Here is a 21,201-nt window from a genome sequence, read left to right as displayed (position 1 = left end):
AGTCTACGCCCCGCGGCTGCGAGCTCCGTGCTGCGGGCGCCGCCTGTGGAGTACGAGCAGCCCCACCGTCACCTCACTCGTCGCTGGGACGCAACCCCACCACGCTCGACAACGGAAGCGTGCGCTCGATGTCTGCAGCACGATCGCGCCCGCGCAGCCGCCCGCCGCCGACGCCGGTCGGTTCGAGCAGGTACTCGACGGTGCGGCCGTCGGGCATCGCGACCTGCACGACGACCGTCTGCTTGCCGCGGATGGCCAGGTCGAGTTGGCGCGCCAGCCACTGCTCCTGGGTGCTCGCGTCTTCGGAGACCTCCGTCTCGCGCAAGCGCGCGATCAGGTCGGCGGCCGGATCGGCCTTGCGCGTCGGCTGGGGGCGCGCGACCCGGTGCCGCCGCAGGCTGACCACCTCTCCAGCCGCATCCTCCGCCGCGACCGGGTAGCGAGCGTCGCTGAGCGCCCAGAACACGACATCGCGGGCGTAGCGGCTCTCCAGGCGCTCCGGCGACACCCGCGCGAGCGAGAGCGAGTTCAGGGACTGGTCGACCTCGATTGTGCGCAGCAGCTGCGGGTCGGCCGAGACGACGGCCGAGCGTGTGAGGCTGTCGGTCTGGGTGATCTCGCACACCCGCACGCGTCCGTAACGCTCGGTGGCGTCGGTGATCAGGTAGTCGAGCGGCTGGGGGAGGCCGGTGAGCGAGATGGACGCGAGGAACTCACGGATGCTCTCCGCCGTCTCGCCCGCGGCGATCGCGCGGTTGATCGAGGCCGCCGAGACCCGGAACGTGGAGGCGAGAGCGCGCCCCTCGACATCCGCCATGACACGCAGCCGAGCGTCGATCCCCGGTTCGAGCGGGCCGGGGGAGACCACGGTGAGATCGTGCTGGAGGTACACCTTGTCCACCTCGGCGGGGAAAAGTTCGCGGATGACCTGGGCCGCCGCATCCGGACCCTGCTCCACCAGCGCGGTGCCGGCCGAGCTCGGAGCTTGGCGGGCGGTGATGCCGAGCCATTCCGCATCCCGCGTGTAGGCGACGACGCGCTTCTGGGCGATCTCGCGGCCGGCGGGGTAGAGCCAGGCGACGTGTTCGCGCAGACTTTCGCCCCACTCGGCGCGTGCCCGCCCGGTGAGGAGGGCGCGCAGGTCGTCGGGAAGGGCGTTCTGCCACGCGGCGACGAGCGCCTTCCAGCGGTCGGCGGTGGGGGAGTGCGACCATCCTGCCGACTCTTCCGTCGGCAGCCACAGCGCGTCGTCGAGGGCGACGAGCCCAGCGCGGGATGCGACGGAGACCACGGTGGGCACGACTGACACGTCGACGGCCAGCGCGCCGGCGATTCGTTTGCTGGCGGGGAGGGCCAGGCCCCCCTTCTGCAGTTCGCGCGCACCTTCTCGGTCGAGCTCGGCGAGCAGTTCGGACACCGCGGCGACCGACTCGAAGGCCCGCTCGGAGGCGAGCCGATCGGTGAAGCGACGCTCGGTATCGGGAACGGGCGCGAGCGCGGGCGGCGAGGGAGCGTCGACGATCGACGTGGGCGACGGGAGCCCGAGCGACGGCCAGGTCGCGAGCTGAGCGGTGACCGACTCGTAGACGGCGGCGGCGGTCACCCCGGCATCGGACGCATCCGTCGACGCCGGCTCGGGATGCACCAGCAGCGCGCGAGCCAGCGTCTGCAGGGCCGCCGCGGCATCCTCAGTTGTGCACCCGTCGGTGGCGGGCGCGTCGACGAGCTTCGAAGCGATCGCTTCGGCGTTCAGGGCTCCGGATGCGGCCCCGAGGGTGACGAGAACCGCGAGCGTCGGCCTGTCCAAGGCAGACAGGGCCTTCTGCACCGAGTCCCCGTCGAGGAGCGCATCGGCGAGGTCGAAGAAGTCGGTGATGCCGGCGCGGCGGTAGGAACGCTCGGCCAGCGCGGCGCCGAGCGCGTCGTCGGTCAGCTCGCGCAGACGCTCGGCCAGCGCGAGGGTGTTGGTCATGTCGCCGTCACCGGCCTCAGCCCGACTCGGCTCCTAGCGCTTGCCTTTGGCGGGCGGAATGACAGCCGCTTGCGCGGCTTTCGCCGCCTTGCTGCGCGAGCGGGCGGTCAGAACGAACAGGATGATCATCAGCACGAAGGCGATCGGCAGCGCGAGAAGCGGCAGCACGAACACCGCCGGCCACAGACCTTGACCCGAACCCTGCTGCGCGAAACCGCCCACGGCGGTGCCGATGAGGATGGCGACGATGCACAGCAAAGACACCACGACGAGCGCGGCGATGATGAAAGAAAGGATGCGCTGGGGGCGGCTTGTCGCCGATGGGGTCTGTTGGCTCACGAAATCAAGGATAATTGAGGTTGGTCACACGATCCCCCATGTGAAAGAGGTTCCCATGCCAACCGGCAAGGTCAAGTTCTACGACGACGAGAAAGGCTTCGGCTTCATCAGCTCCGATGACGGCCAGGAAGTCTTTCTCCACGCCTCGGCACTTCCCGCCGGATCCGTGGTGAAATCGGGCACACGCCTGGAGTTCGGCATCGCCGACGGCAAGCGCGGAGCCCAAGCGCTGTCGGTGCGGGTGCTGGATGCGCCGCCCAGCCTGGCGAAGATGAGCCGCAAATCCGCCGACGACATGGCGGTGATCGTCGAAGATCTCGTGAAGCTCCTCGACGGCATCGGCACCAATCTGAAGCGCGGAAAATACCCGGACAAGGCGCACGGCGCCAAGATCGCCGCTGTACTGCGCCGGGTCGCGGACGATCTGGATGCGTGACGGCGAGCTCTTCTCGTTCGGCGGCGTCGAGCACGACGCGCCCGAGGTTGTCGACGGCGTCGATGATGCGGCCGAGAACGGCGCTGCTGACGCCGACGTGGTCGCGGTCGCGGATGCGGCTGACGCTGTAGCCGAGGCCGAGGCCGACGCCGCGCCGGAGGCCGCCGCCGCATCCGTCGCGCCCCCGATCCCCACCGTGCCTGACGACGTGCTGCTCGCATCCGCCGAGCTGGGCCGCGAAGCGCTGCTCGAGATCACGCCGGCATCGACGATCGGTAAGCCGGCCGGCTACCTCATCGAGGCCGAGCACGTGCTGTCGCTGCGGTTCGAGTGCACCATGCCGGGGTATCCCGGCTGGAACTGGACGGTCACGCTGTCGCGCATCGACGGCGACTCCGCTCCGACGGTGCTGGAGACCGAGCTCATGCCCGGCGACGGAGCCCTGCTGGCACCCGACTGGCTGCCCTGGTCGGAGCGTCTCGCCGAGTACCAGGCCTCGCAAGAGGCGCTGCACGCGACCGAGGGCGCCGACGACGAGTCCGATGACGATGACGACGACGAGTCCGACGATGACGACGACGAGCTCGACGGCGACGACGAGCTCGACGGCGACGACGAGTCTGACGACGACGACGATGATGACGACGACGACGACGATGATGATGACGACGATGACGCCGGCGTCGAGGTGCACAACCTCCACGCGGGCGACATCGACGGTGTCGACATCGACAGCGTCGACGCGTCTTACGACGAGGCGACCGACGACGACGCCGACCTCGACCTCCCGGCCGAGGAGGCCGCGGCGCTCGATGACACGACGGACGATGACGACTCGGACGATGACGACTCGGACGACGACGACTCGGACGACGACGACGCAACCGACGCCCGTCACGATTCGTCCGTCAGGGACGAGTCGGCCGGGGCTTCAGCGCCGCTTCACCGTGAGATAAGCGAGACCGACGAGGCCTAGCGCGAGCCCGACGACCACCGTCCACAGCCACCAGCCGTCCCCCGCGTCGGCCAGTGGGCGCAGGAAGAGGAGCACCAGCACGAAGCCGACGGCCCAGAGGCCGAGCCCGACGAGCACGGCCTTGCGGTCGTCGGTCTCGGCCGGAACCGGGTCGGGTCGTCGCTCGCTGTCGCGCAGCCAGAGTCGCATGGTGGCTCCGGTCAGCCCAGTCGCTCGACCACGTACTCGATGCATCCGATCAGCGCGCGCACGTCGTCCGGTTCGATCGCGGTGAACGTGGCGACGCGCAGCTGGTTGCGGCCGAGCTTGCGGTACGGCTCGGTGTCGACGATGCCGTTGGCGCGCAGTGCTTTCGCAACGGCCGCCGCATCCACGCTCTCGTCGAAGTCGATGGTCGCGACGACCTGTGAGCGGTGCTCCGGGTTTGCGACGAACGGCGTCGCGTAGTCGACACTCTCCGCCCATTCGTAGAGAGCGTTCGACGACTCCTTCGTGCGCGCGGATGCCCAGGCCAGGCCGCCGTTGGCGTTCATCCACTCCAGCTGGTTCTCCAGCAGCACCAGCGTCGAGATCGCCGGGGTGTTGAGCGTCTGATTGAGCCGCGAGTTGTCGATGGCGTTCTTCACGCTGAGGAATTCGGGGATGTAGCGACCGCTCGCCGCGATGCGTTCCACCCGCGCGATGGCGGCGGGGGAGAAGAGCGCGAACCAGAGCCCGCCGTCGGAGGCGAAGTTCTTCTGGGGCGCGAAGTAGTAGATGTCGGATTCGCTCGCGTCGAAGTCCGCGCCACCGGCCGCGCTGGTCGCGTCGATCACGGTCAGAGCGCCCTCGTCGCCGTGTACCCGGCGCACCGGGGCCATGACGCCGGTCGACGTCTCGTTGTGCGGCCAGGCGTAGACGTCGACGCCCTCCATCGCCTCGGGTTCGCTGCGCGACCCGACCGGAGCGTCGATCACGTGCGGCGCCTCGAGCCACGGGGCTTTCGCCGCGGCAGCGAACTTGCTGCTGAACTCACCGAACACCAGGTTCTGGCTGCGCTTCTCGATGACCGAGAAGGCCGCGGCATCCCAGAACGCCGTCGATCCGCCGTTGCCGATGACGACCTCGTAGCCGTCGGGCAGGCGGAACAGGTCGCCCAGACCCTCGCGCACGCGGCCGACCAGGTTCTTGACCGGAGCCTGGCGGTGGGATGTGCCGAGCAGCTCCGCACCGGGGCCCGCGAGGTAGGCGAGCTGCTCGGGGCGAACCTTGGAGGGGCCGCATCCGAATCGTCCGTCAGCGGGCAGCAAGTCAGTGGGAATGGTCACATCCGGCATATCCAGAGTCTATGGGCTGTTACACCTGCGCATGGCCCTCACCGCGGGCCTGTGACGCGGCGTCGGCCTCACCAAGTAGGCTCTACCAACGTACGCGGCCAAGTAAGTGGAGGGGTCAATGACCGATCTGATCGACACGACGGAGATGTACCTTCGCACCATCCTCGAGTTGGAGGAGGACAACATCGTCCCCCTGCGTGCGCGCATCTCCGAGCGCCTCGGTCACTCCGGTCCCACTGTCTCTCAGACGGTCGGCCGGATGGAGCGCGACGGCCTCGTCGTCGTCTCCGGCGACAGGCACCTCGAGCTGACCGACGACGGTCGGCGCAAAGCCGTTCACGTGATGCGCAAGCACCGTCTCGCAGAGCGTCTGCTCAGCGACGTGATCGAGCTCGAATGGGAGTACGTGCACGAGGAGGCCTGCCGCTGGGAGCACGTGATGAGCGAGCAGGTGGAGCGCAAACTGCTCACGATGCTCGGGCACCCCACGGTCTCCCCGTACGGCAACCCCATCCCCGGGCTGGCCGAATTGGGCGAGGTTGACGCGACACCCTCCACCGAGGGCCTCGTGAACCTTGTAGAAGTGGTTGAAGGTCGCGATTCCGGGGTGACTGCCAGCATCCGTCGTCTCGGCGAACCTGCGCAGGTCGATCCCGAGCTGCTCCTTCAGCTCAAGCAGGCGGGCGTTTTTCCCGGCTCGACCGGCACTTTCTCTTCCGCTGGATCGTATGTGATCGTGCAGATCGACGGCTTCGAGAACGGCCTCGAACTGCCCAACGAGTTGGCCGCCCACATCTTCGTCGCCGCCTGAGCTCCGTTACCAATTTGTTAAAAACGCCGAAAAAGGATGTGACAAACGGGAGGGTGTCCCGTAGTCTCTAACGAGTCCGACGGGCCAGAAGCCGGCCCACAGGACCCGGATCAAGACGCTCCACCCCCCACTACCCGTCTCTTGATCCGCGAAGCCGAAGCTATAAGCAACCGGGACGGGGCAGCTACCTAGTGCTGTCGGAGCGCAGGAGGTTCAAACCTTGGCCCCATTAGGTATTTCCGGCTCTGAAGAGCCCTTGAACAACCCGAAGACCCCAAGCTCCACTGAACCAACCGACATCGTCTCCCGTCGCTCCCTCCGCGCTGCGCGCGTGGCCGAATCGGTGAAGGCCCCCAAGACCGTCAAGGTCGCGTCGACTGCGGGCAGTGCCGCCGGCAGCGGTGCCGCCAAGGCTGCGAGCAAGAAGAAGGTCAAGGGCGGCGTGATCAACGTCGCTGTCATGACTCTCGCCGCCGGTCTCATCGCCACCATGGCCATCCCCGCCTACGCCTTCAACCCGCAGGGCGCAGACGCAGCGCAGTTCAAGGCGTCGGCGATCGACGGCATGAAGAAGGCGCAGTCGCAGAGCGTCGAGGTGCCCGAGACCGTCGCCGCTTCCGCTGTCGCCCGCGACGCCGCCTCGGCCACCACGGAGGAGCAGCTCGCAGCGGCCAAGGCTGCCGAGGCCGCCCGCCAGCGCGCCGCCGTGTCGCTCGCCAGCTACGCCAGCAGCTACTCCGGCCCTTCGGTGTCCGACTTCCTCGCGAACCCGCCGTATCCGAACTTCAGCCTCGACCAGGTGTTCTCGGTGGCGCAGCAGTACATCGGCACCCCTTACGTCTTCGGCGGATCGACCCCGGCCGGCTTCGACTGCTCGGGCTACATCATGTTCGTCTACGCCCAGTTCGGCATCTCCTTGCCGCACTCGGTGTCGGGCCAGGCGGCTCTGGGCAAGCGCATCTCGATCGAGGATGCGGTTCCCGGTGACGTCGTCATCATGCCCGGCCACGACGGTTTCTACGCCGGCAACGGCAACATCATGGATGCGCCCGACACGGGCCGCAGCATCAGCATCCGCCCGATCTGGACAAGCAACTACTACATCGTTCGTCTCGGAATCTGATCGGCGCCCTTCGGGGCTTTCGGTTCGGATTTTCGGCGAACGGAGCGTGAACTCTTCTCGCCCACTACAGCAAGCGGCGCGCCACGAATATGTGGCGCGCCGTTTCTGGGTTACTCTGATGCCCTGACACCGTGAGAGATCCGGGAGAGCCGATGGGCCAGCAGCGCAGCGTCACCACACCGGTCGCGAGGGCGACCAGGTTGACCGAGCGCGGCCATTTCGCTCCCCACCACCACGCCTTCCTGGCCTGCCGCCACCATTTCGTGGCCTGCCGCCACCATGCCACCGCCTCGCAGGGCGCTGTCCACACGGACAGTGCCCTTTTTCTTTACCCTGAACCGTTCGCCAGCCAGGCGAGAAAGGTCTGAGATGAGAACACTGGTCCTCAACGCCGGCTACGAGCCGCTCGCCGTGGTCTCCTTCAAGCGAGCCATCGTGCTGGTGATGAATCAGAAGGCCACGGTCGTCGCCATCGACCCCGAGCATCCCGTGTGGGGTATCTCGGAGAGCTTCGAGCGACCATCGGTGATCCTCCTCACCCGCTACGTGCGCCTACCCCGAGGACGCACCGTGCCGGTCAGCCGCCGCGGCGTCCTCCGCCGCGACCTGCACCGCTGCGGCTACTGCGGAAAATCGGCCACCACCATCGACCACGTGCAGCCTCGCTCCCGCGGCGGCGCCGACAGCTGGGAGAACCTCGTCGCCTGCTGCCTCCGCTGTAACAACGTCAAAGGCGACCGCACCCCGGCCGAAATGGGCTGGTCGCTGCGCCTAACGCCGCGCGTGCCCCACGACGCCTCGTGGGTCGTTCGCGGCGTGGAGACGGCGCAGCCGGAATGGCACGACTTCCTGGAGCCCGCGGCGTGACGGTGTGGCGGATGTTGTTTCGCTAGACTCGTCAGGCCAGCCTCTGTAGCTCAATGGAAGAGCAGTTCCGTCCTAAGGAAACGGTTGGGGGTTCGAGTCCCTCCAGGGGCACTTCTTTAGTGCAGCTAGAGTGCCGGTCAGGTCCGATTTCCGTGGGAGGTCGATTTCTGGATTTGCCCACAATTCGCCCACAGATCCTTAGAACTTGAGGAAATTCAAGCTTCGCCGACGACTCCAATTTGGCGATGAGCCCGTCCGAGCGGGCAGGGTGGCGTCGCAAGAAGATGCTGCGTCAGATCTTCCACGACTTCGGTCCGTACGAACAGTGCACCGCACTCTGCTCCACCAAAGAGTTGCCGCGCAGGCACTTCGCGTCGCCACGACAGTTTTCGGCAGGGGTGTCGCGTGCGGTCTGGTCTGCCGCCTTCGTGGCAGCTGCCTCACCACTTCTTGTCACCCAAACGGGTGCGTTGCTCGAGTAATGGCCCGCCGCTATGGTTTCAGATGCTGCACATTGCAGAGAAGTACGTTCACTCACTACCAGGGAATCGGAAACCATTTGGAAGCACATCGACCGGAAGGAGCACCACGTTATGACTATCAAGACGTCCGCCATTCAGCACCCCAAGGACTTCGAGCCACAAGCTCGGGAGTCCTTTTTTGTTGCCGTCTGCGATTGCGACAAGTCCTCTTTTGTTTATGACTTCGGATGCAGCCATCCATATCACGTGGCGCCACTTTCGGCGTTGAACGCTGATGCCGAGCATGGGAGTGCTCACTCGTGACGACGGGTCCGATTCGCCCTTGGGTAAGAGTGGTCGTTCTGGTGGCCTCGATCGGTTGCCTCGGGTTCATCGCGTGGGCTTGTACCGGTGAGTTCATTCCTAGCGACCCTGCGGATGCGCTCCTCCTGCAGAGCAGCATCCTTCTCGTTGTCCTCGGATCAGTGATTCTCGAAAAGTACTTCACGGCCCCGGGTGATGCGCTCGTTAATTCGTTCACGGCACTTATCACGATGCTTCCGCTTCTGCCGCTTCTCGCGTCGACGTCATTGACTGTGTGGATAGCCGTGGCCGTCTACCTCGGTCTCGTGATGGCGGCGTCAGCCGCGTGTCTGACACTCCAATCTCAGTCAAATCGGACGAGAGGGCGTCGAACGATGGCGATTGCTTACCTGGTCGCTTCGAGGTTCGGTCGGGCGCGTGTGGTGTTCTCTGTCGTGTTCTTGGCTTCCCTCTTCTTTTTCGCCGCGAGTCGCTCAAGTCTTGCCTTGGCTCTGTTGATCTTTTGGGGTCTGTATCTCGCGATCTGGCCTCTCGGGCTGCCGCAACTCCTCAGCCGGCTGCGGTTCGGACAAGAGGTTCGAGACCGATTGGTCGGCCACCTCGACCGCGTGGATAGTCCCAATTTGGCTCGAGTCGCTCTCGTAGGTAGTGACTCATGGCCGCGAGCGCGAGTCAGTAGTCCTGGCGCACCTTCCTGATGGATCGAGTCGGTGGTGCGTGCCTCTGTTTAGCGAGAATCGCAGCGATGGAGTCTGGGGAACTTTTGCAATTTCGGACCACGCGGCCACGAAGTCCGGTCGTGTCGGGACGCTGGTAGTTCCGCATGGAGAGAGCGGCCCAAACCGGACAACGCTGGTCCGCGAACTCGCCGGCGGCATGGCCCGAGAGATCGTCGGGATAGTCCGCGAGTCATCAACGCTCACCCACCTGAGGGTCGAAATTCTTCCTGACCAACGCATCGCGTCGGGTCAGGTACTGGTCATTCCTTTCGCTGGAGAACTTGTCTATTTTCAGGTCACTGGGATCGAGACTTCTGAGGAGCCATTCGGTGGCTTGCACTACGGTTCGCAGATTGCCACGGCGGTGCAGATCGGCGTGCTCCGAGACGACCATTTTCGGCGATTTGACTATCTGCCGCCTATGAACGCATTGGCGTATCTCGCGGAGTCGCCCTCCATTGAACAAAAGACGCAAGGCCTCTTCCCGCTCGGCGGCGTGCCCGGCACAGGTGTAACTCTCTACGGCAGCTTCCTTGATCAGCTCGAATCTCACACCGCGCTCCTCGGAGCGACTGGGACTGGTAAGACCGAATTTGCTTTCGATCTGATTCGATATGCCGTCAAGAACGGCGTCAAGGTCATCTGCATCGATTTGACTTCGCAGTATGCTCCGCGACTGGCAGATATGTCGCCGACAGCGCTTTCGATATCAGAGAAGAAGGCGTCCGATCTCGGGGCCAGGCTCTTCGATGTGGAGACCGGGTCCTACGGAGCGGGCGCCGAAAAGAAGGTGTTGTCGGAATTCGCCAAGACCCTGCGCACGGAGGCCAGAGCGGCTCTCGAGGCCTTCTACGCTATGGATGGCGGAGCACTCGGCTTGATCGAGTTGACTGAGATCTCGAACACCAAGGCGACGCTTTGGATCACGGAGATCTACCTGAGTACGCTGCTTGAACTCGCCAAGGAGGGCGCGACGAGCAAGCAAAAGACTCTGGTTGTCGTCGAGGAAGCGCACACCGTGATGCCCGAGGCTGCATTTGCGGGTCTGGGTGACTTCGACTCCAAGGGAACCATCGCCAAGATCACGCAGATTGCACTTCAAGGGCGCAAGTATGGGGTCGGACTGCTCGTCCTGGCTCAGCGAACTGCAACGGTTAGCAAGTCGGTTCTAACCCAATGCAATACCGTTATCTCCTTCTCGTGCATTGACGACACCAGCATAAACTTCTTGAAGAACGTGTTCGGGTCGGCAGTTGCAGACGGCCTACCCTCCTTGCCTCGGCTTCGCGCCGTCGCCGACGGTTCTTGGATACAGGCGGAGCTACCTGTCGCCTTCGATGTTCCTTTCGATCAAGAGAAGGCCGATCGGAAGGGCTGGGCATCTCAACTCGGGGCTGGCCAGGTAAGTCACGCCAGCGAGGATCTGGACCAGGCCGACGCTACGCCGCCCTTCTGAGACACCTGGCTGTGCGAGGTGCGTTCTCCCTGAGTGTGAGGCTAAGTCGATGTGGTCCCGGTTTGTAGTCGCGTGTCACGGCGACCAGAACCCGCCGCAACTCTCCAAGAGAACGCGATCGTTGAGCCGATCAGCGACCGACCCTGGATCGTCCTCGAAAGATCGACGTAGGTGTCCAGCGTTATCGCGGCCGGCACGTGCTCAAGCGTGGGCTGCAGCACCTTGACGTTCGCGTCAGCGCTGACAGCCAGGCTGGTCGCGGTGTGCTTAAGGTCGTGCAGGGTTATGTGGTCGAGTTGGGCATCGCGAAGCGCGGTTAGCTACCGGGATTGGCGTACCGATCCCCCGAACGGAAGACAAGAGGCCATCACTTCTTGCGAATCGATCAAGCCAACCTCTCGATGACAGACGGGTTCGTACGGCGGCCGGGACCTTCGCAGGCAGGGACTACGACGTTCCAATTCGTTACGCGGATGCAGAGCGCACATCATTTCGAGTGGAGGATGATGAATCGGGTATTCGGCGCGGCGTTGTTGTGTATGGCCGCGACTTCTATCCTGGAACATGACAGAAGTGATCCCAACAGCGCCCCCGGGACGCGAGCCGCAGCCGCTCACAGATCAGTCATTTCTATCGCTGGCGGAATGGCGGAGTCGCCGCAATCGCTTACGAGCATCTTGACGAGGAGTTGACACGCTGGACGCTGCTATTCGATTCTCTCAGTTGGCGCTCCACGAAGTGCCCACCTTATCCTGGACGCGGCCCAGCCGACCCAACTCCACTACCAGGCCGAGTGACGAGCCCGAGCAGGAAACAGCGCCCTCCCGCCCTCAGACATATCAGAGTGGACTTGGTACCCCCGCATCGGAAGGGGCTTCTTGCTCGATTGAGACCGCGATTCGGGACTAGCTAACTCACTATCGTTCAGCACGGCCTGTGCACGTCGCCCCAGTGACATTCCATAGCTCAAGTTCCTACTCGATGGGCACCTCGTCTAACTGCGGCCGTTTCAATGTCAGCACCTCGACTGCGCGGCTATGCAACTCTTCGCGAAGTGCGGACGGTCCCTCTTGGGCGTATTTCTCGAGAATCACCTTGTCGATGAGCACGACCTGGATCGCTGTTGTTTCAGCGGCTTGGCGTGCAAAATCGCGGACCGACTTTGCGAAGGCGGCCGTCGTGACAATCACTACGACCTGTGCGCGAAGCAGAGTCGCCATGCCGAGCTCTTTTGCCAACACGCCGAGATCGACCGTGGCTATCTGGTTCTTGCATTGAAAGAGCCAGCGCGAGAAATGAAGATGCGCGCCTTCGGCGACGAGATCGACCTCTGCCCCGCCGGTCGCTACGCCACGAACACGGAGATCAACCGGCATCAGCCCACAATCCGCGGCAAGTCTCAGAGCCAACAGTTCGAGGGCCAGGCCCTTGGTATGTGTGTCAGTCGACCTAAGATCCTTGAGAACGTCCGGGAGCGGGCGTCCGAGGTGCTCCTGCAATTCTGCGGGCAGATCCCCTAGGGCAAGCCCATCGATCAGATCGACGTCCAACTCAAGTGTCTTCTCGGTCGGCGCAATCGCTCCGCCCTTGGCTCCGCGTCCCCCGGTCGCACCGGTCTGCGTTATCCATCCCTGATCAACTAGAGGCTTGTAGATGTCGCGCTTGACCTGCCCGCCATTGAACTCGGCGCCCCGCTGGCGCAGAAGTTCGAGTAGATCCGGCGACGCGATCGGCGACTCGTTCCCCTCTGATCGCATCCGGAGGATCTCGAGCGTTATCCGCTGGAGTGGTGTCAGTTTCCGCCAGTCGGTGATTTCGGACGATTTCACACCCGCAAGGTCTGCGAAGAGGTCTTCGTCGATGACCCAGTGATCGTCAACCACCCCCGCGGTCCCGAGCCACTGGCGCAGCTTGCCAGAATTACTGCTATTCGTCGGCACGGCGTATCCGCGTAAAAGAAGTTCGCTATCGACCGCTGCCTTCGTGACCCGTCCGACACGTCGTCGGACGGCCCGCGCAGCCTCAAGCAACTCGATGCCGCGACGTTCGCGCAGGAGAAAGGTCGCGAATTTCCTAGCGGCGAGATCGGGAGTTGACTTAAGCAAGAGTATCTCGTCGCCGAAGCTGCTAAGGGCAGGCTTGCTCTGGTTCTCTGCAAGTAGACCGAGAGCTCGCATTCCCGAAACGACATTACCCGCGCGTTTGAGTTGTTGGATCAGTCGTTTGTCGAGGTCCAAGTAGTTGAGCGCCGAGTTTGCAAACCAAATCGCGCGAATCGCCTCAACGATTTTCGCGCGATCTCCGGAGTCGCTCTTGACGATTTCGAGCACAAGGAAAATACTCTCGAAGCCCCCGAGTTGTTCGGGAGTGAACTCCACAATCGGAGGGAGCCTCGGCGCGCTGTCTTCAGTCATCTATGCAGCGACCCGCTCACGCGACTGTGTGCGCAAGAGTTCCGCTAGCTGGATCCCGAGCGCCTTCGCGAGCATCGGCGGAACAGCATTTCCGACCTGTCTCCACTGTTGATCGACATTGCCTTCAAGGTACCAATCGTCGGGGAAAGTTTGGAGCCGCTTGACCTCTTCTAGCCGAAGGATGCGATTACGCCAATGCAGGGGACCCATGTTGTTCGATCGGCGAGCCTGGATAGTCCACGATGGCATGTCAGGACTCAACTTCAGCAAGAACGACCAGTAGCGCTTGCGCCACTCGAACTGCGGGTCAGGATGACCCCGCTTTGCGGTTAAGAACAGGTAGTTGTCGCCCGGTGGAATCTGCTTGAGTAATTCACGGTGCTTCCCTCCGGCTACGTGGCCAACATCGTTCGCGTTCTCTTCGGTGTCGAGGTCGCTGATCACCTCCCCCGCAGTCCTCCACGGAGGAAGAGCAGGATTCGAGTGATCCTCTGGGTCTCGGTTCGTCGGCTCGGGCCATTCGAACTCGCCGGCGAGAGTGCCGACGACGAAAAATCGCTGACGAATTTGGGGCACCCCATAGTCGGCAGCATTGAGCACTCGAGTCGATGTTGTGTATCCGAGCGCTCTCGCAGATTCGAGAATGAAGTCGAGGGTCTCACGGTGGACTTTAAAGTTCATTCCCGCGACGTTCTCAAGAAGAAACGCTTTTGGCTTGAGCCACCTGAGGGTGTCTATGTAGCCATTGATTGTCACTTCGCCCACAGGGTCGCTCATCGCTCGCGGCTTATCCGTGCGGTAGAACCGGCTCTTGGAGAAAGGCGGGCAAGGTGGCCCGCCGATCAGGAGGTCGACCTCGTCCAGCGCTTCTTCCCCGACAAGCGCGACCGCCGCGTGACGAGTGAAGTCTTGGATGCTGCCCTCGAAGAAGCCCGACGCAGGGAAGTTTCGAGCGTGGCTGCGCGCGGAGAAGGGGTCGGTGTCCACTCCGGCGATGATCGAGAACCCGGCCTCCCGGATGCCCAGGTCCAGGCCGCCGCAGCCCGAGAAGAGGCTAAGCGCCTTGAGTTTCTGCGCCATTACGCGGCAGCTCGGAGCGCATTGACGGAATCCAGGACGGAGCCGACCATCGCGGCCGCCATGACCGAGGGAACTGCGTTACCGATCTGGCGAACCTGCTCGCGGCGCGGCCCCGAGAATTTGTAGCCGTCCGGGAAACACTGAAGGGCGGCAAGCTCGGTGATCCGGAGCCGACGTCCGCTCCAGTGGAAAGGGCCGGTCCACGGCCCCGGGCTCGCGGGAATTGTCCACGACGGGCGGTCGGGATCGAGCTTGAGCAGGAAATTCCAGTAGCGAGTCTCAGTTTCGAAAGTCGGCGAAGGATGCCCAGCCCAGGCGGTGTGGAATTTGTAGTTCATCCCGGGCGGAATGTCGCGAAGGTGATTGGCCCAGCGGCCTGTGATGGTTTCGTCCGCCTCGGCAAACTCCGGGCCCTCAAAGCGGGCGAGCGCGTCGCCGGCGGTCATCCAGGGCAGCATTCCGTCGGCAGCCGCCTCGGAGTGAGTCAGAGCGGGGGCCACTGGTGCCTCGTTCAAGGACCCCAATAGGAACACACGCTGGCGGGTTTGAGGTGCGCCGTAGTTGGTGGCTGTCGCTACGACCGTGGTCGTCTTGTAACCGGCGGCCTCGGCGTCTTCGCGAAGAGCGGCAAAGATGTGCTTGTTACGGGGGTGCAAAATGCTCGGAACGTTCTCGAATACAAAGCCCGTCGCGTCCGACTCTCGAACCAAGCGCCAAAACTCGTGCACGAGCGTCCGGCGGCTATCGGGACGTGCGACTAGCGGCTCCTGAGGCCTCTGGGCGGTTTCGCCACGAGCCCGAGCCCGTCGATACGCTGCTTCCTGTCCAGGATCAGTCCAGTAGGCAGCCTTGCTGAAAGGTTGGCACGGCGCGCCACCGACGACCACGACATCGTCAGTCTTTCCCAGGCCGGCGGATTGCCGTAGTTCAGCGCCAGTCGAGTTGGTCACATCGCCGACCTCAGCCTTGCCGCCATGGAGTGTGGTATTGGACTGCATCGTCTCGACTGAATGTCTGTCGTTGTCAATCGACAGCCGAAGGTCGCCGCCCGCTTGCTGGGCTCCGAGGCCTAGACCACCGGCACCAGAAAATAGGTCGATTACGGGCATCTGGTTTGGCACAGGCATTCCCTTTTCCGCGAGTTGGTAACGCGCCCACGCTACGGCGGGCCACTGACACTGGCGCGCCTGCTCGGCATCGAATCAAGGCTAAGCGTTTGATGCTGCGGAAAAGGTCAGGCGCTCCGCTGACGTGCGCACGAGCAGGCCAGCAGAAAATGTGCCCTCGTACGGTCGGGCGGCTCAACTAGATAGTTGTGGCGCGGCCCTTCGACGGCGGCGAGGCGACACGGTTTCGGATTCCGTATCCTTACCGTAAGCAACGATGTCCTGTACCTGAACCGTCACCGACGCTTTGATACATCACATGCCCTGAGCATCGCCGAATGCTCCAATTTACCCACAATCGGGTGAAATCGCATGCGATCGTAGTCATCTCGAGGAGTCGCAAAGGCGAATAGTTCCGCGGATTTTCGGCACTCGGAGACGGTGTCTAAAGGATAGTCGCAGTTTTCGAGTCCCCAGGACACTTTTGGGGCGACGGCGCATCACGGCGCAGCGAATGAGCCTTCGAGGTCGTTGGCGGCGATCGGCCGGCACCAGGCGAGGCGTGGCTTCTGAACTGTGACCCGGGGCGAAGTCGGATGTTGGCAGCTCCACGTCCGGATTGCCCCAACCGATGCGACGGACGTGTGGCTTCCGTCAGCCATTTCGGGCCGAGCGACTACGCCGAATTCGGTCCCGTCGAGTTCGACCGTGCACAATACAACGCCGCACTGCGAGCGGCGCTCCTGGCCCTCGAAGCTGAATCTCGAGCATCCTGCCAGACCGCCACGGTCAGTCGTGAGGAGGGCGACGCAGTCGCTTGACGTCGGTGCGCCGCTTCTTCGCATCCAGACGCCGTTGCTTGGCGCCGCGACTCGGCTTCGTCGGCCTTCGCGGTGGTGCTGGCGGGCGGAGGGCGCCGGCCACGAGCTCGGTCAAGCGAGCGCGCGCGGCATCCCTGTTGCGCAATTGGGCGCGGTGCTCGGATGCGGCGATCGTCAGCGTTCCGTCGACCATGCGACCGGACAGTCGGTCGAGAAGAAGCTCCCGTTGGAACTCTGAGAGAACAAAGGAGCCCGCCACATCCCACACGAGTTCGGCTCGCGAGTCCGCGGTGTTCACCCCTTGCCCACCGGGGCCGGATGAGCGCGAGAACCGCCACGAGAGCTCGGACTCCGGGATCGTGAGTCCGGGGCCGACCCGAAGGCCAGGGCGGTGGGTAGCGGGCATGGGTCCATCATCCTCTTGCACTGCTGATGCGTCAGGCGGAGCCCGCCGAACTACTCGTGTTCCGGCAGGAGCGGGGTCGACCAGCCCGGGTCACGACCGAGTTGCGCGGCGCGAGCGACCGAGGTCGCACCGAAGCGGTCGCGGACGGCGTCGAGCACAGTGTCGAGCCCGGCGCCGTCGTCCCAGTCGATCGGCAGTTCGGGCTGGAACGAATCCGCCCGGCCCAAATGCGAGAGCGAGATGCCGATGAGGGTGATGCCGCGCTCTGCGATCTCGGGGAGTGCGGCCGCGAGGAGGCCTCGGGCGATGGTCAGCAGCACCGACGTGCGGTCTGACGGGAAGCCGACGGTGCGCGAACGGGTGGCTTTGGTGAAGTCGCCGAAGCGGAGACGCAGCACGATGGTGCGGCAGGTGCGGTCGCCATCGCGGAGGCGGCGGGCGAGCCGGTCGACGATCTGGGTGAGGATGAGGTCCAGTTCCTCGGGCGTGCGCGGGCGGCTACCAAGAGCGCGCTGGGAGCCGATCGACCCGCGGCGCTTGGTCGCGTCGACGGGGCGCGGATCCCGCAGCCGGGCGAGGGCGTGCAGGTGTGCGCCGGTCGCGTTGCCGAGCAGCTTCTCGGCCGTGGCCTCTTCGAGCTCGGCGAGCTGACCGACGGTGCGGATGCCGAGCCGGTGGAGCTTCTCCGCGGTGACGGCGCCGACACCCCAGAGGCGTTCGACGGGGAGGGGGAGCAGGAACTCCTGTTCCCGGTCGGGTTCGACCACGAGCAGGCCGTCGGGTTTGCTGACGGCGCTGGCGACCTTGGCGAGAAACTTGGTGCGCGCGATCCCGACCGAGATGGCGAGACCGACGTCGGCGCGAACCCGCTCGCGCAAGCGAAGCGCGACCTGCTCGGGCGTGCCGGCGATGCGCCGGAGACCGCCGACCTCGAGAAACGCCTCGTCGATCGAGAGACCCTCGACGAGCGGCGTCGTGTCGCGGAAGATCGCGAACACGTCTTTGCTGGCGGCGGAGTAGGCATCCATCCGTGGCGGGACGACCACCGCATCCGGGCACAGGTCGCGCGCTTGCCGCCCGCCCATCGCGGTGCGGATGCCGCGCGCCTTCGCCTCGTAGCTCGCCGCCAGCACAACGCCGCCGCCGACGATGACAGGCCGGCCGCGCAATTCGGGGGCGTCGCGCTGCTCGACCGAGGCGTAGAACGCGTCGAGGTCCGCGTGCAGCACGGTCGCCTCGCCCCGCATCCCGGCCTCCGATCGATCACGTGTCGAGAGCATGGTCGCACGGACCGCGGACACCGGGCTGCGTCCACAGCTCGGTGAACCCCGGTGGAGTTGACCCTCCCGGTCACTGCGAGCCCGGCGGTACTGTATCTGTCACGAATCGACGGGTAGGAGAGACACCATGAGCAGAGTGATCGCCGACATCTCGATGTCGATCGACGGCTACGTCACCGGCCCGGGCGCCGACCCTGCACACGGGCTCGGGATCGGCGGAGAGGGCATCCACGCCTGGGTGCTCGAAGAGCCGCGCACGTCGGTCGACGAGGGCGTTCTCGCAGGCGCTTTCGACGAGACGGGAGCGGTCGTGATGGGGCGCCGGCTCTTCGATGTCGTCGACGGCCCGGACGGCTGGAGCGACGACATCGGATACGGATACGACCAAGACCAATCGGTCGCGCCGCCCTGTTTCGTCGTCACGCACGACGTGCCGGAGCGAGTGCGCCTGGCCTCGCGCTTCCGGTTCGTGACCAGCGGCGTCGCCGACGCGGTGAGGGCGGCAAGCGAGGCGGCGGGGGAGAAGAGCGTCGTCGTCATGGGCGGCGCGAACGTCGTCGATCAGTGCCTCGCGGCCGATCTCGTCGACGAGCTCCGCATCCACCTCTCCCCGCTTCTGATGGGCTCCGGCACCCGCTTGTTCGAGCTCACGGGGCGCAAAGACTTCGTTCAACGGGATGTGGTGGTCTCGTCGCGGGCCACGCACCTGACGTACGACGTGGTCCGCTGACGGAGTAGCAGCCATGCCGAACAGGTCGGACATCGAGCGTGTGATCGCCGCCAACCTCTACCTCGTCGTCGCGACCACGGATGACGACGGGAGACCGTGGGTGAGCCCCGTGTTCTTCGCGCCGCTTGGCGAAGAGAGCCTGTGCTGGGTCTCGTCGCCCGACAGCCGGCATTCCCGCAACATCGCACAGCGGCCGGACGTCGCGATCACGGTTTTCGACTCTGGCGTCGCGGTCGGGCGGGCAGAGGCGGCGTATTTCGAGGCGACGGCATCCCGCGCTTCAGCGGATGACCTGCCCGAAGCGCTATCCGCGCTGAACGGCCGGCTGCCCGTCGGCAAGCAGGTCGCCGAGAGCGACCTCGAGCCCGAAGGCCCGATGGTGCTCTACCGGGCCGACATCGACCGACGGTTCGTTCTCGTGCGGGGAGGCGACCCCGAGCGCAAGAACGCACTCGACATGACCCTCGAGGTCTGACGCGAGCGGATGCACGCATGCCCGGCGGCGGACGGTCCGGGTCCGTCCGCCGCGCGTCGCGATCACTTGAGAGCGATCGTCTCGCCCCCGGAGAACATGGTGTCGCTGACCTGGATGCTCGCGGGCTGCGTGCCGGCGGGAACATCGAAGAAGATGGGGCCCTGGATGGCGTTGCCCGGGTTGATCGCCGCGACCCAGGCGCTCTGGTCGGGGTTGGCGTACAGGGTCGCGGTCGGGTCGGCGTCGTAGGTCTTGCCGGCGGCGTCGACGAGCTTCACGTAGTTGACGATGAACGTCGCGGCGCTGTTGCCGGTGTTCGCGATCTTGATATCGACCTGCACGAAGGTGCCCTGCGCGTTCTGCGACAGGGGCGACGTGCCGACGGTCGTTCCCGCATCCTTGACGCCCAGCGCGGTGAATTCGAACGTGCCCTTCTTCACGGGTGTGTTCAATCCTGGGGCGGAGGGAGCGGCGGCCGCGGATGTCGAAGGGCTGGCTGCCGGAGCCGCGCCGCCCGTTCCCGCTGCGGTCGTTCCGGTGCTGCAGCCGGTGAGGGCGAGACCGGCTGCGATGGCGGTAGCGGTGGTGACGAGTGTGATGCGACGGAACATGGATGCCTCCTGGTGGATTCGTGCGCCGGGCTGCCCGGCTCACACCAGCACACCGCCTGGCGCTGGTCGCGCGGCACCTCGTTTCGATCCGAACCGACCGCACGAAAGGAGGGATGCTCTTGCTCCGAAAGGCGGTACGAGCGCGGCCGCGTGCGCCCCTACGATCGGAGCATGACCGTCACGCCACCCACGCCGCAGGCCTGGACGCCGGCCGGCCCGACGTCGACCTCGCCGTCGCCGTCGCCGTCGCGCCGAGCGTGGGCGCTGGTGGGGTCGATCGCGCTGGCCGTTCTGTGCGCGCTCCTCGCGCTGTCGGCCGGCGGGATCCACGGAACGGGCGGGTCGACGTTCCCGGCACCGATCAAGCTGCTGGCGACCATCGGCTCGTTCGCGATGGTCGCCGTTTCCGTCCTGCTCGTGTGGCGGCACAAGTATCCCGTTCTGGTCGCGCTTCTGGCGATCGGCGGCACGCTCGTGTTTCCGACCTCTCCGCTCGCCGTGCTCGTCAGCCTTGCCGCGGCGACGGCCGCGACGTCGGGCCGACGCCGGTGGATGCTCGTCTGCGGCGCTTTCGCCGCGGTGGTCGTCGCTTTCTGCTGGGACGTCGCGACCCATGGCTCGCTCCTTGCCGGCTTCGTCGGTGACCCCGCCGAGGGCACGCCCGCGCGGTTGGCGTTGCTGTGGACGGTGCCGATCCTGGCGGCCGTGGCGGTCGTGCCATTCGCCGCGTACGGGTTCACCCGCCGGCTGCGCGCGGAAAGGGATGCGGCGACGCGCGGAACGGCCGCGGCGAACCGCAACGTCGCCGCCCTGCACCAGGAGGTCGAACGCGAGCGCGAGCGGCAGGAGCTCGCGAGAGAACTCCACGACACACTCGCGGCACAACTGAGCTCTCTGTCGCTGCACGCTGGAGCGCTCGAACTCACGGTGGGCGCAGCCGATGAGAAGGTAGCCGCTGCGGCGCGCGCGGTGCGGGAGACGGCCCAGAACTCCCTCGACGAGCTCCGCAACGTGGTGCACGAGCTTCGACATCCTACGAACGCGAACACAAACGCGACCGGGACAGCGACGGGCGGCACGGGGCTCGCCGACATCGAAGGGCTGGTCGATGCCGCCCTTCGCGACGGCGTCGACGTGCGAGCCCAACTGCTCGTCAGCGACCCCGCATCCTGTGACCCCCAGGTCGCTCACGCCTGCTACAGGATCGTGCAGGAGTCGCTGTCCAATGCGCGCCGGCACGCGCCGGGAGCGGCGATCCGGCTGGATGTGCGCGGCGGGAGCGCGACGGGCATCTCTGTCTCTGCGACGAACTGGATCGTGCCGGGAACGGTCCCGACATCGGTCGGCGGCGGCCACGGGCTGAGCGGGATGAGCGAGAGAGTGGCGCTCGTCGGCGGCTCGTTCCAGGCGGGTGTGTCAGCAGACGGAGCGTTCTCCATCGTCGCCTGGCTGCCGTGGTCGCCCTCGGGGCGGTGAGG

19 protein-coding genes and 1 tRNA gene are annotated in these 21,201 nt (G+C 65.2%); 10 read left to right on the top strand and 10 right to left on the bottom strand.

Translation table 11 applies throughout. From position 1 onward, the window contains the following. Positions 1 to 73: 73 nt before the first annotated feature. Both ACFVWR_RS10750 and ACFVWR_RS10745 read right to left on the bottom strand, forming a co-directional pair. Entirely contained in the window at positions 74 to 1,972 is a 1,899-nt protein-coding gene (locus ACFVWR_RS10750) for a helicase-associated domain-containing protein (protein ID WP_387211154.1), read from the bottom strand. Between the two features lie 33 nt (positions 1,973 to 2,005). After that, positions 2,006 to 2,311 carry a hypothetical protein gene (locus tag ACFVWR_RS10745; RefSeq protein WP_387211151.1) on the bottom strand — a complete coding sequence of 102 codons (306 nt, stop codon included), beginning with the start codon at positions 2,309 to 2,311 and terminating at the stop codon, positions 2,006 to 2,008. A gap of 55 nt (positions 2,312 to 2,366) precedes the next feature. On the opposite strand from ACFVWR_RS10745, the gene ACFVWR_RS10740 reads away from it, so the two are divergent. Together ACFVWR_RS10740 and ACFVWR_RS10735 are read left to right on the top strand one after the other, a co-directional pair. Then, positions 2,367 to 2,747 (top strand): cold-shock protein, encoded by a 381-nt coding sequence (locus ACFVWR_RS10740; protein WP_387211148.1) that lies wholly within the window; start codon positions 2,367 to 2,369, stop codon positions 2,745 to 2,747. After that, positions 2,740 to 3,723, top strand: coding sequence for a DUF3027 domain-containing protein (locus ACFVWR_RS10735; protein ID WP_387211145.1), 984 nt, complete (start codon positions 2,740 to 2,742; stop codon positions 3,721 to 3,723). Before ACFVWR_RS10740 ends, ACFVWR_RS10735 begins: the two co-directional genes overlap by 8 nt. On the opposite strand, the gene ACFVWR_RS10730 is transcribed toward ACFVWR_RS10735, so the two are convergent. Both ACFVWR_RS10730 and serC read right to left on the bottom strand, forming a co-directional pair. Continuing rightward, positions 3,679 to 3,912, bottom strand: coding sequence for a DUF2530 domain-containing protein (locus tag ACFVWR_RS10730; RefSeq protein WP_387211142.1), 234 nt, complete (start codon positions 3,910 to 3,912; stop codon positions 3,679 to 3,681). The two genes, ACFVWR_RS10735 and ACFVWR_RS10730, sit on opposite strands and share 45 nt — an antisense overlap. An 11-nt stretch (positions 3,913 to 3,923) precedes the next feature. Continuing rightward, positions 3,924 to 5,039 carry a phosphoserine transaminase gene (gene serC, locus ACFVWR_RS10725; RefSeq protein ID WP_387211138.1) on the bottom strand — a complete coding sequence of 372 codons (1,116 nt, stop codon included), beginning with the start codon at positions 5,037 to 5,039 and terminating at the stop codon, positions 3,924 to 3,926. A gap of 118 nt (positions 5,040 to 5,157) precedes the next feature. Between serC and ACFVWR_RS10720 the strand changes: the two genes are divergently transcribed. The 5 genes from ACFVWR_RS10720 to ACFVWR_RS10700 all read left to right on the top strand — a co-directional run bounded on the left by ACFVWR_RS10720 (position 5,158) and on the right by ACFVWR_RS10700 (position 10,800). After that, positions 5,158 to 5,850: a metal-dependent transcriptional regulator gene (locus ACFVWR_RS10720; protein ID WP_387211135.1), complete on the top strand. Its 693-nt coding sequence runs from the start codon at positions 5,158 to 5,160 to the stop codon at positions 5,848 to 5,850. A 331-nt stretch (positions 5,851 to 6,181) separates the two neighbouring features. Continuing rightward, positions 6,182 to 6,973 (top strand): C40 family peptidase, encoded by a 792-nt coding sequence (locus ACFVWR_RS10715; protein ID WP_387211132.1) that lies wholly within the window; start codon positions 6,182 to 6,184, stop codon positions 6,971 to 6,973. 369 nt (positions 6,974 to 7,342) lie between these two features. Then, a complete protein-coding gene (locus ACFVWR_RS10710) occupies positions 7,343 to 7,840 on the top strand; it encodes an HNH endonuclease (protein WP_387211129.1) in 498 nt (165 codons plus the stop codon). Positions 7,841 to 7,879: 39 nt separating this feature from the next. Then, positions 7,880 to 7,951 (top strand) — tRNA-Arg (locus ACFVWR_RS10705). Between the two features lie 1,391 nt (positions 7,952 to 9,342). After that, positions 9,343 to 10,800 carry an ATP-binding protein gene (locus tag ACFVWR_RS10700; RefSeq protein ID WP_387211126.1) on the top strand — a complete coding sequence of 486 codons (1,458 nt, stop codon included), beginning with the start codon at positions 9,343 to 9,345 and terminating at the stop codon, positions 10,798 to 10,800. Positions 10,801 to 11,774: 974 nt separating this feature from the next. On the opposite strand, the gene ACFVWR_RS10695 is transcribed toward ACFVWR_RS10700, so the two are convergent. The 5 genes from ACFVWR_RS10695 to dinB form a co-directional block, all read right to left on the bottom strand. Continuing rightward, on the bottom strand, positions 11,775 to 13,214 hold the full coding sequence (locus tag ACFVWR_RS10695; RefSeq protein ID WP_387211123.1) for a restriction endonuclease: 1,440 nt from the start codon (positions 13,212 to 13,214) through the stop codon (positions 11,775 to 11,777). Then, the gene (locus tag ACFVWR_RS10690; RefSeq protein ID WP_387211120.1) at positions 13,215 to 14,294 is read right to left on the bottom strand and encodes a DNA cytosine methyltransferase; all 1,080 of its coding nucleotides are present in this window, start codon (positions 14,292 to 14,294) and stop codon (positions 13,215 to 13,217) included. It lies immediately after the preceding gene. Next, on the bottom strand, positions 14,294 to 15,415 hold the full coding sequence (locus tag ACFVWR_RS10685; protein ID WP_387211117.1) for a DNA cytosine methyltransferase: 1,122 nt from the start codon (positions 15,413 to 15,415) through the stop codon (positions 14,294 to 14,296). Before ACFVWR_RS10685 ends, ACFVWR_RS10690 begins: the two co-directional genes overlap by 1 nt. Positions 15,416 to 16,189: 774 nt before the next feature. Further along, positions 16,190 to 16,627, bottom strand: coding sequence for an alternative ribosome rescue aminoacyl-tRNA hydrolase ArfB (arfB, locus tag ACFVWR_RS10680; RefSeq protein WP_387211114.1), 438 nt, complete (start codon positions 16,625 to 16,627; stop codon positions 16,190 to 16,192). 50 nt (positions 16,628 to 16,677) lie between these two features. Next, entirely contained in the window at positions 16,678 to 17,874 is a 1,197-nt protein-coding gene (dinB, locus tag ACFVWR_RS10675; RefSeq protein WP_387211271.1) for a DNA polymerase IV, read from the bottom strand. A gap of 160 nt (positions 17,875 to 18,034) precedes the next feature. On the opposite strand from dinB, the gene ACFVWR_RS10670 reads away from it, so the two are divergent. After that, positions 18,035 to 18,637, top strand: coding sequence for a dihydrofolate reductase family protein (locus ACFVWR_RS10670; RefSeq protein ID WP_387211112.1), 603 nt, complete (start codon positions 18,035 to 18,037; stop codon positions 18,635 to 18,637). 13 nt (positions 18,638 to 18,650) lie between these two features. Beyond that, positions 18,651 to 19,112: a pyridoxamine 5'-phosphate oxidase family protein gene (locus ACFVWR_RS10665; protein ID WP_387211109.1), complete on the top strand. Its 462-nt coding sequence runs from the start codon at positions 18,651 to 18,653 to the stop codon at positions 19,110 to 19,112. A 62-nt stretch (positions 19,113 to 19,174) separates the two neighbouring features. Here the strand turns inward: ACFVWR_RS10665 and ACFVWR_RS10660 are convergent, their stop codons facing one another. Then, positions 19,175 to 19,723 (bottom strand): DUF4352 domain-containing protein, encoded by a 549-nt coding sequence (locus tag ACFVWR_RS10660; protein WP_387211106.1) that lies wholly within the window; start codon positions 19,721 to 19,723, stop codon positions 19,175 to 19,177. Between the two features lie 171 nt (positions 19,724 to 19,894). On the opposite strand from ACFVWR_RS10660, the gene ACFVWR_RS10655 reads away from it, so the two are divergent. Further along, on the top strand, positions 19,895 to 21,199 hold the full coding sequence (locus tag ACFVWR_RS10655; RefSeq protein WP_387211103.1) for a sensor histidine kinase: 1,305 nt from the start codon (positions 19,895 to 19,897) through the stop codon (positions 21,197 to 21,199). Positions 21,200 to 21,201 lie beyond the last annotated feature (2 nt).

Origin of the sequence: Leifsonia sp. NPDC058292, assembly GCF_042880955.1 — a bacterium.
Taxonomy (GTDB): Bacteria; Actinomycetota; Actinomycetes; order Actinomycetales; family Microbacteriaceae; genus Leifsonia.
The sequence above is the reverse complement of the archived record's forward strand: the minus strand, read 5'-3'. Positions and strand labels throughout refer to the sequence as shown.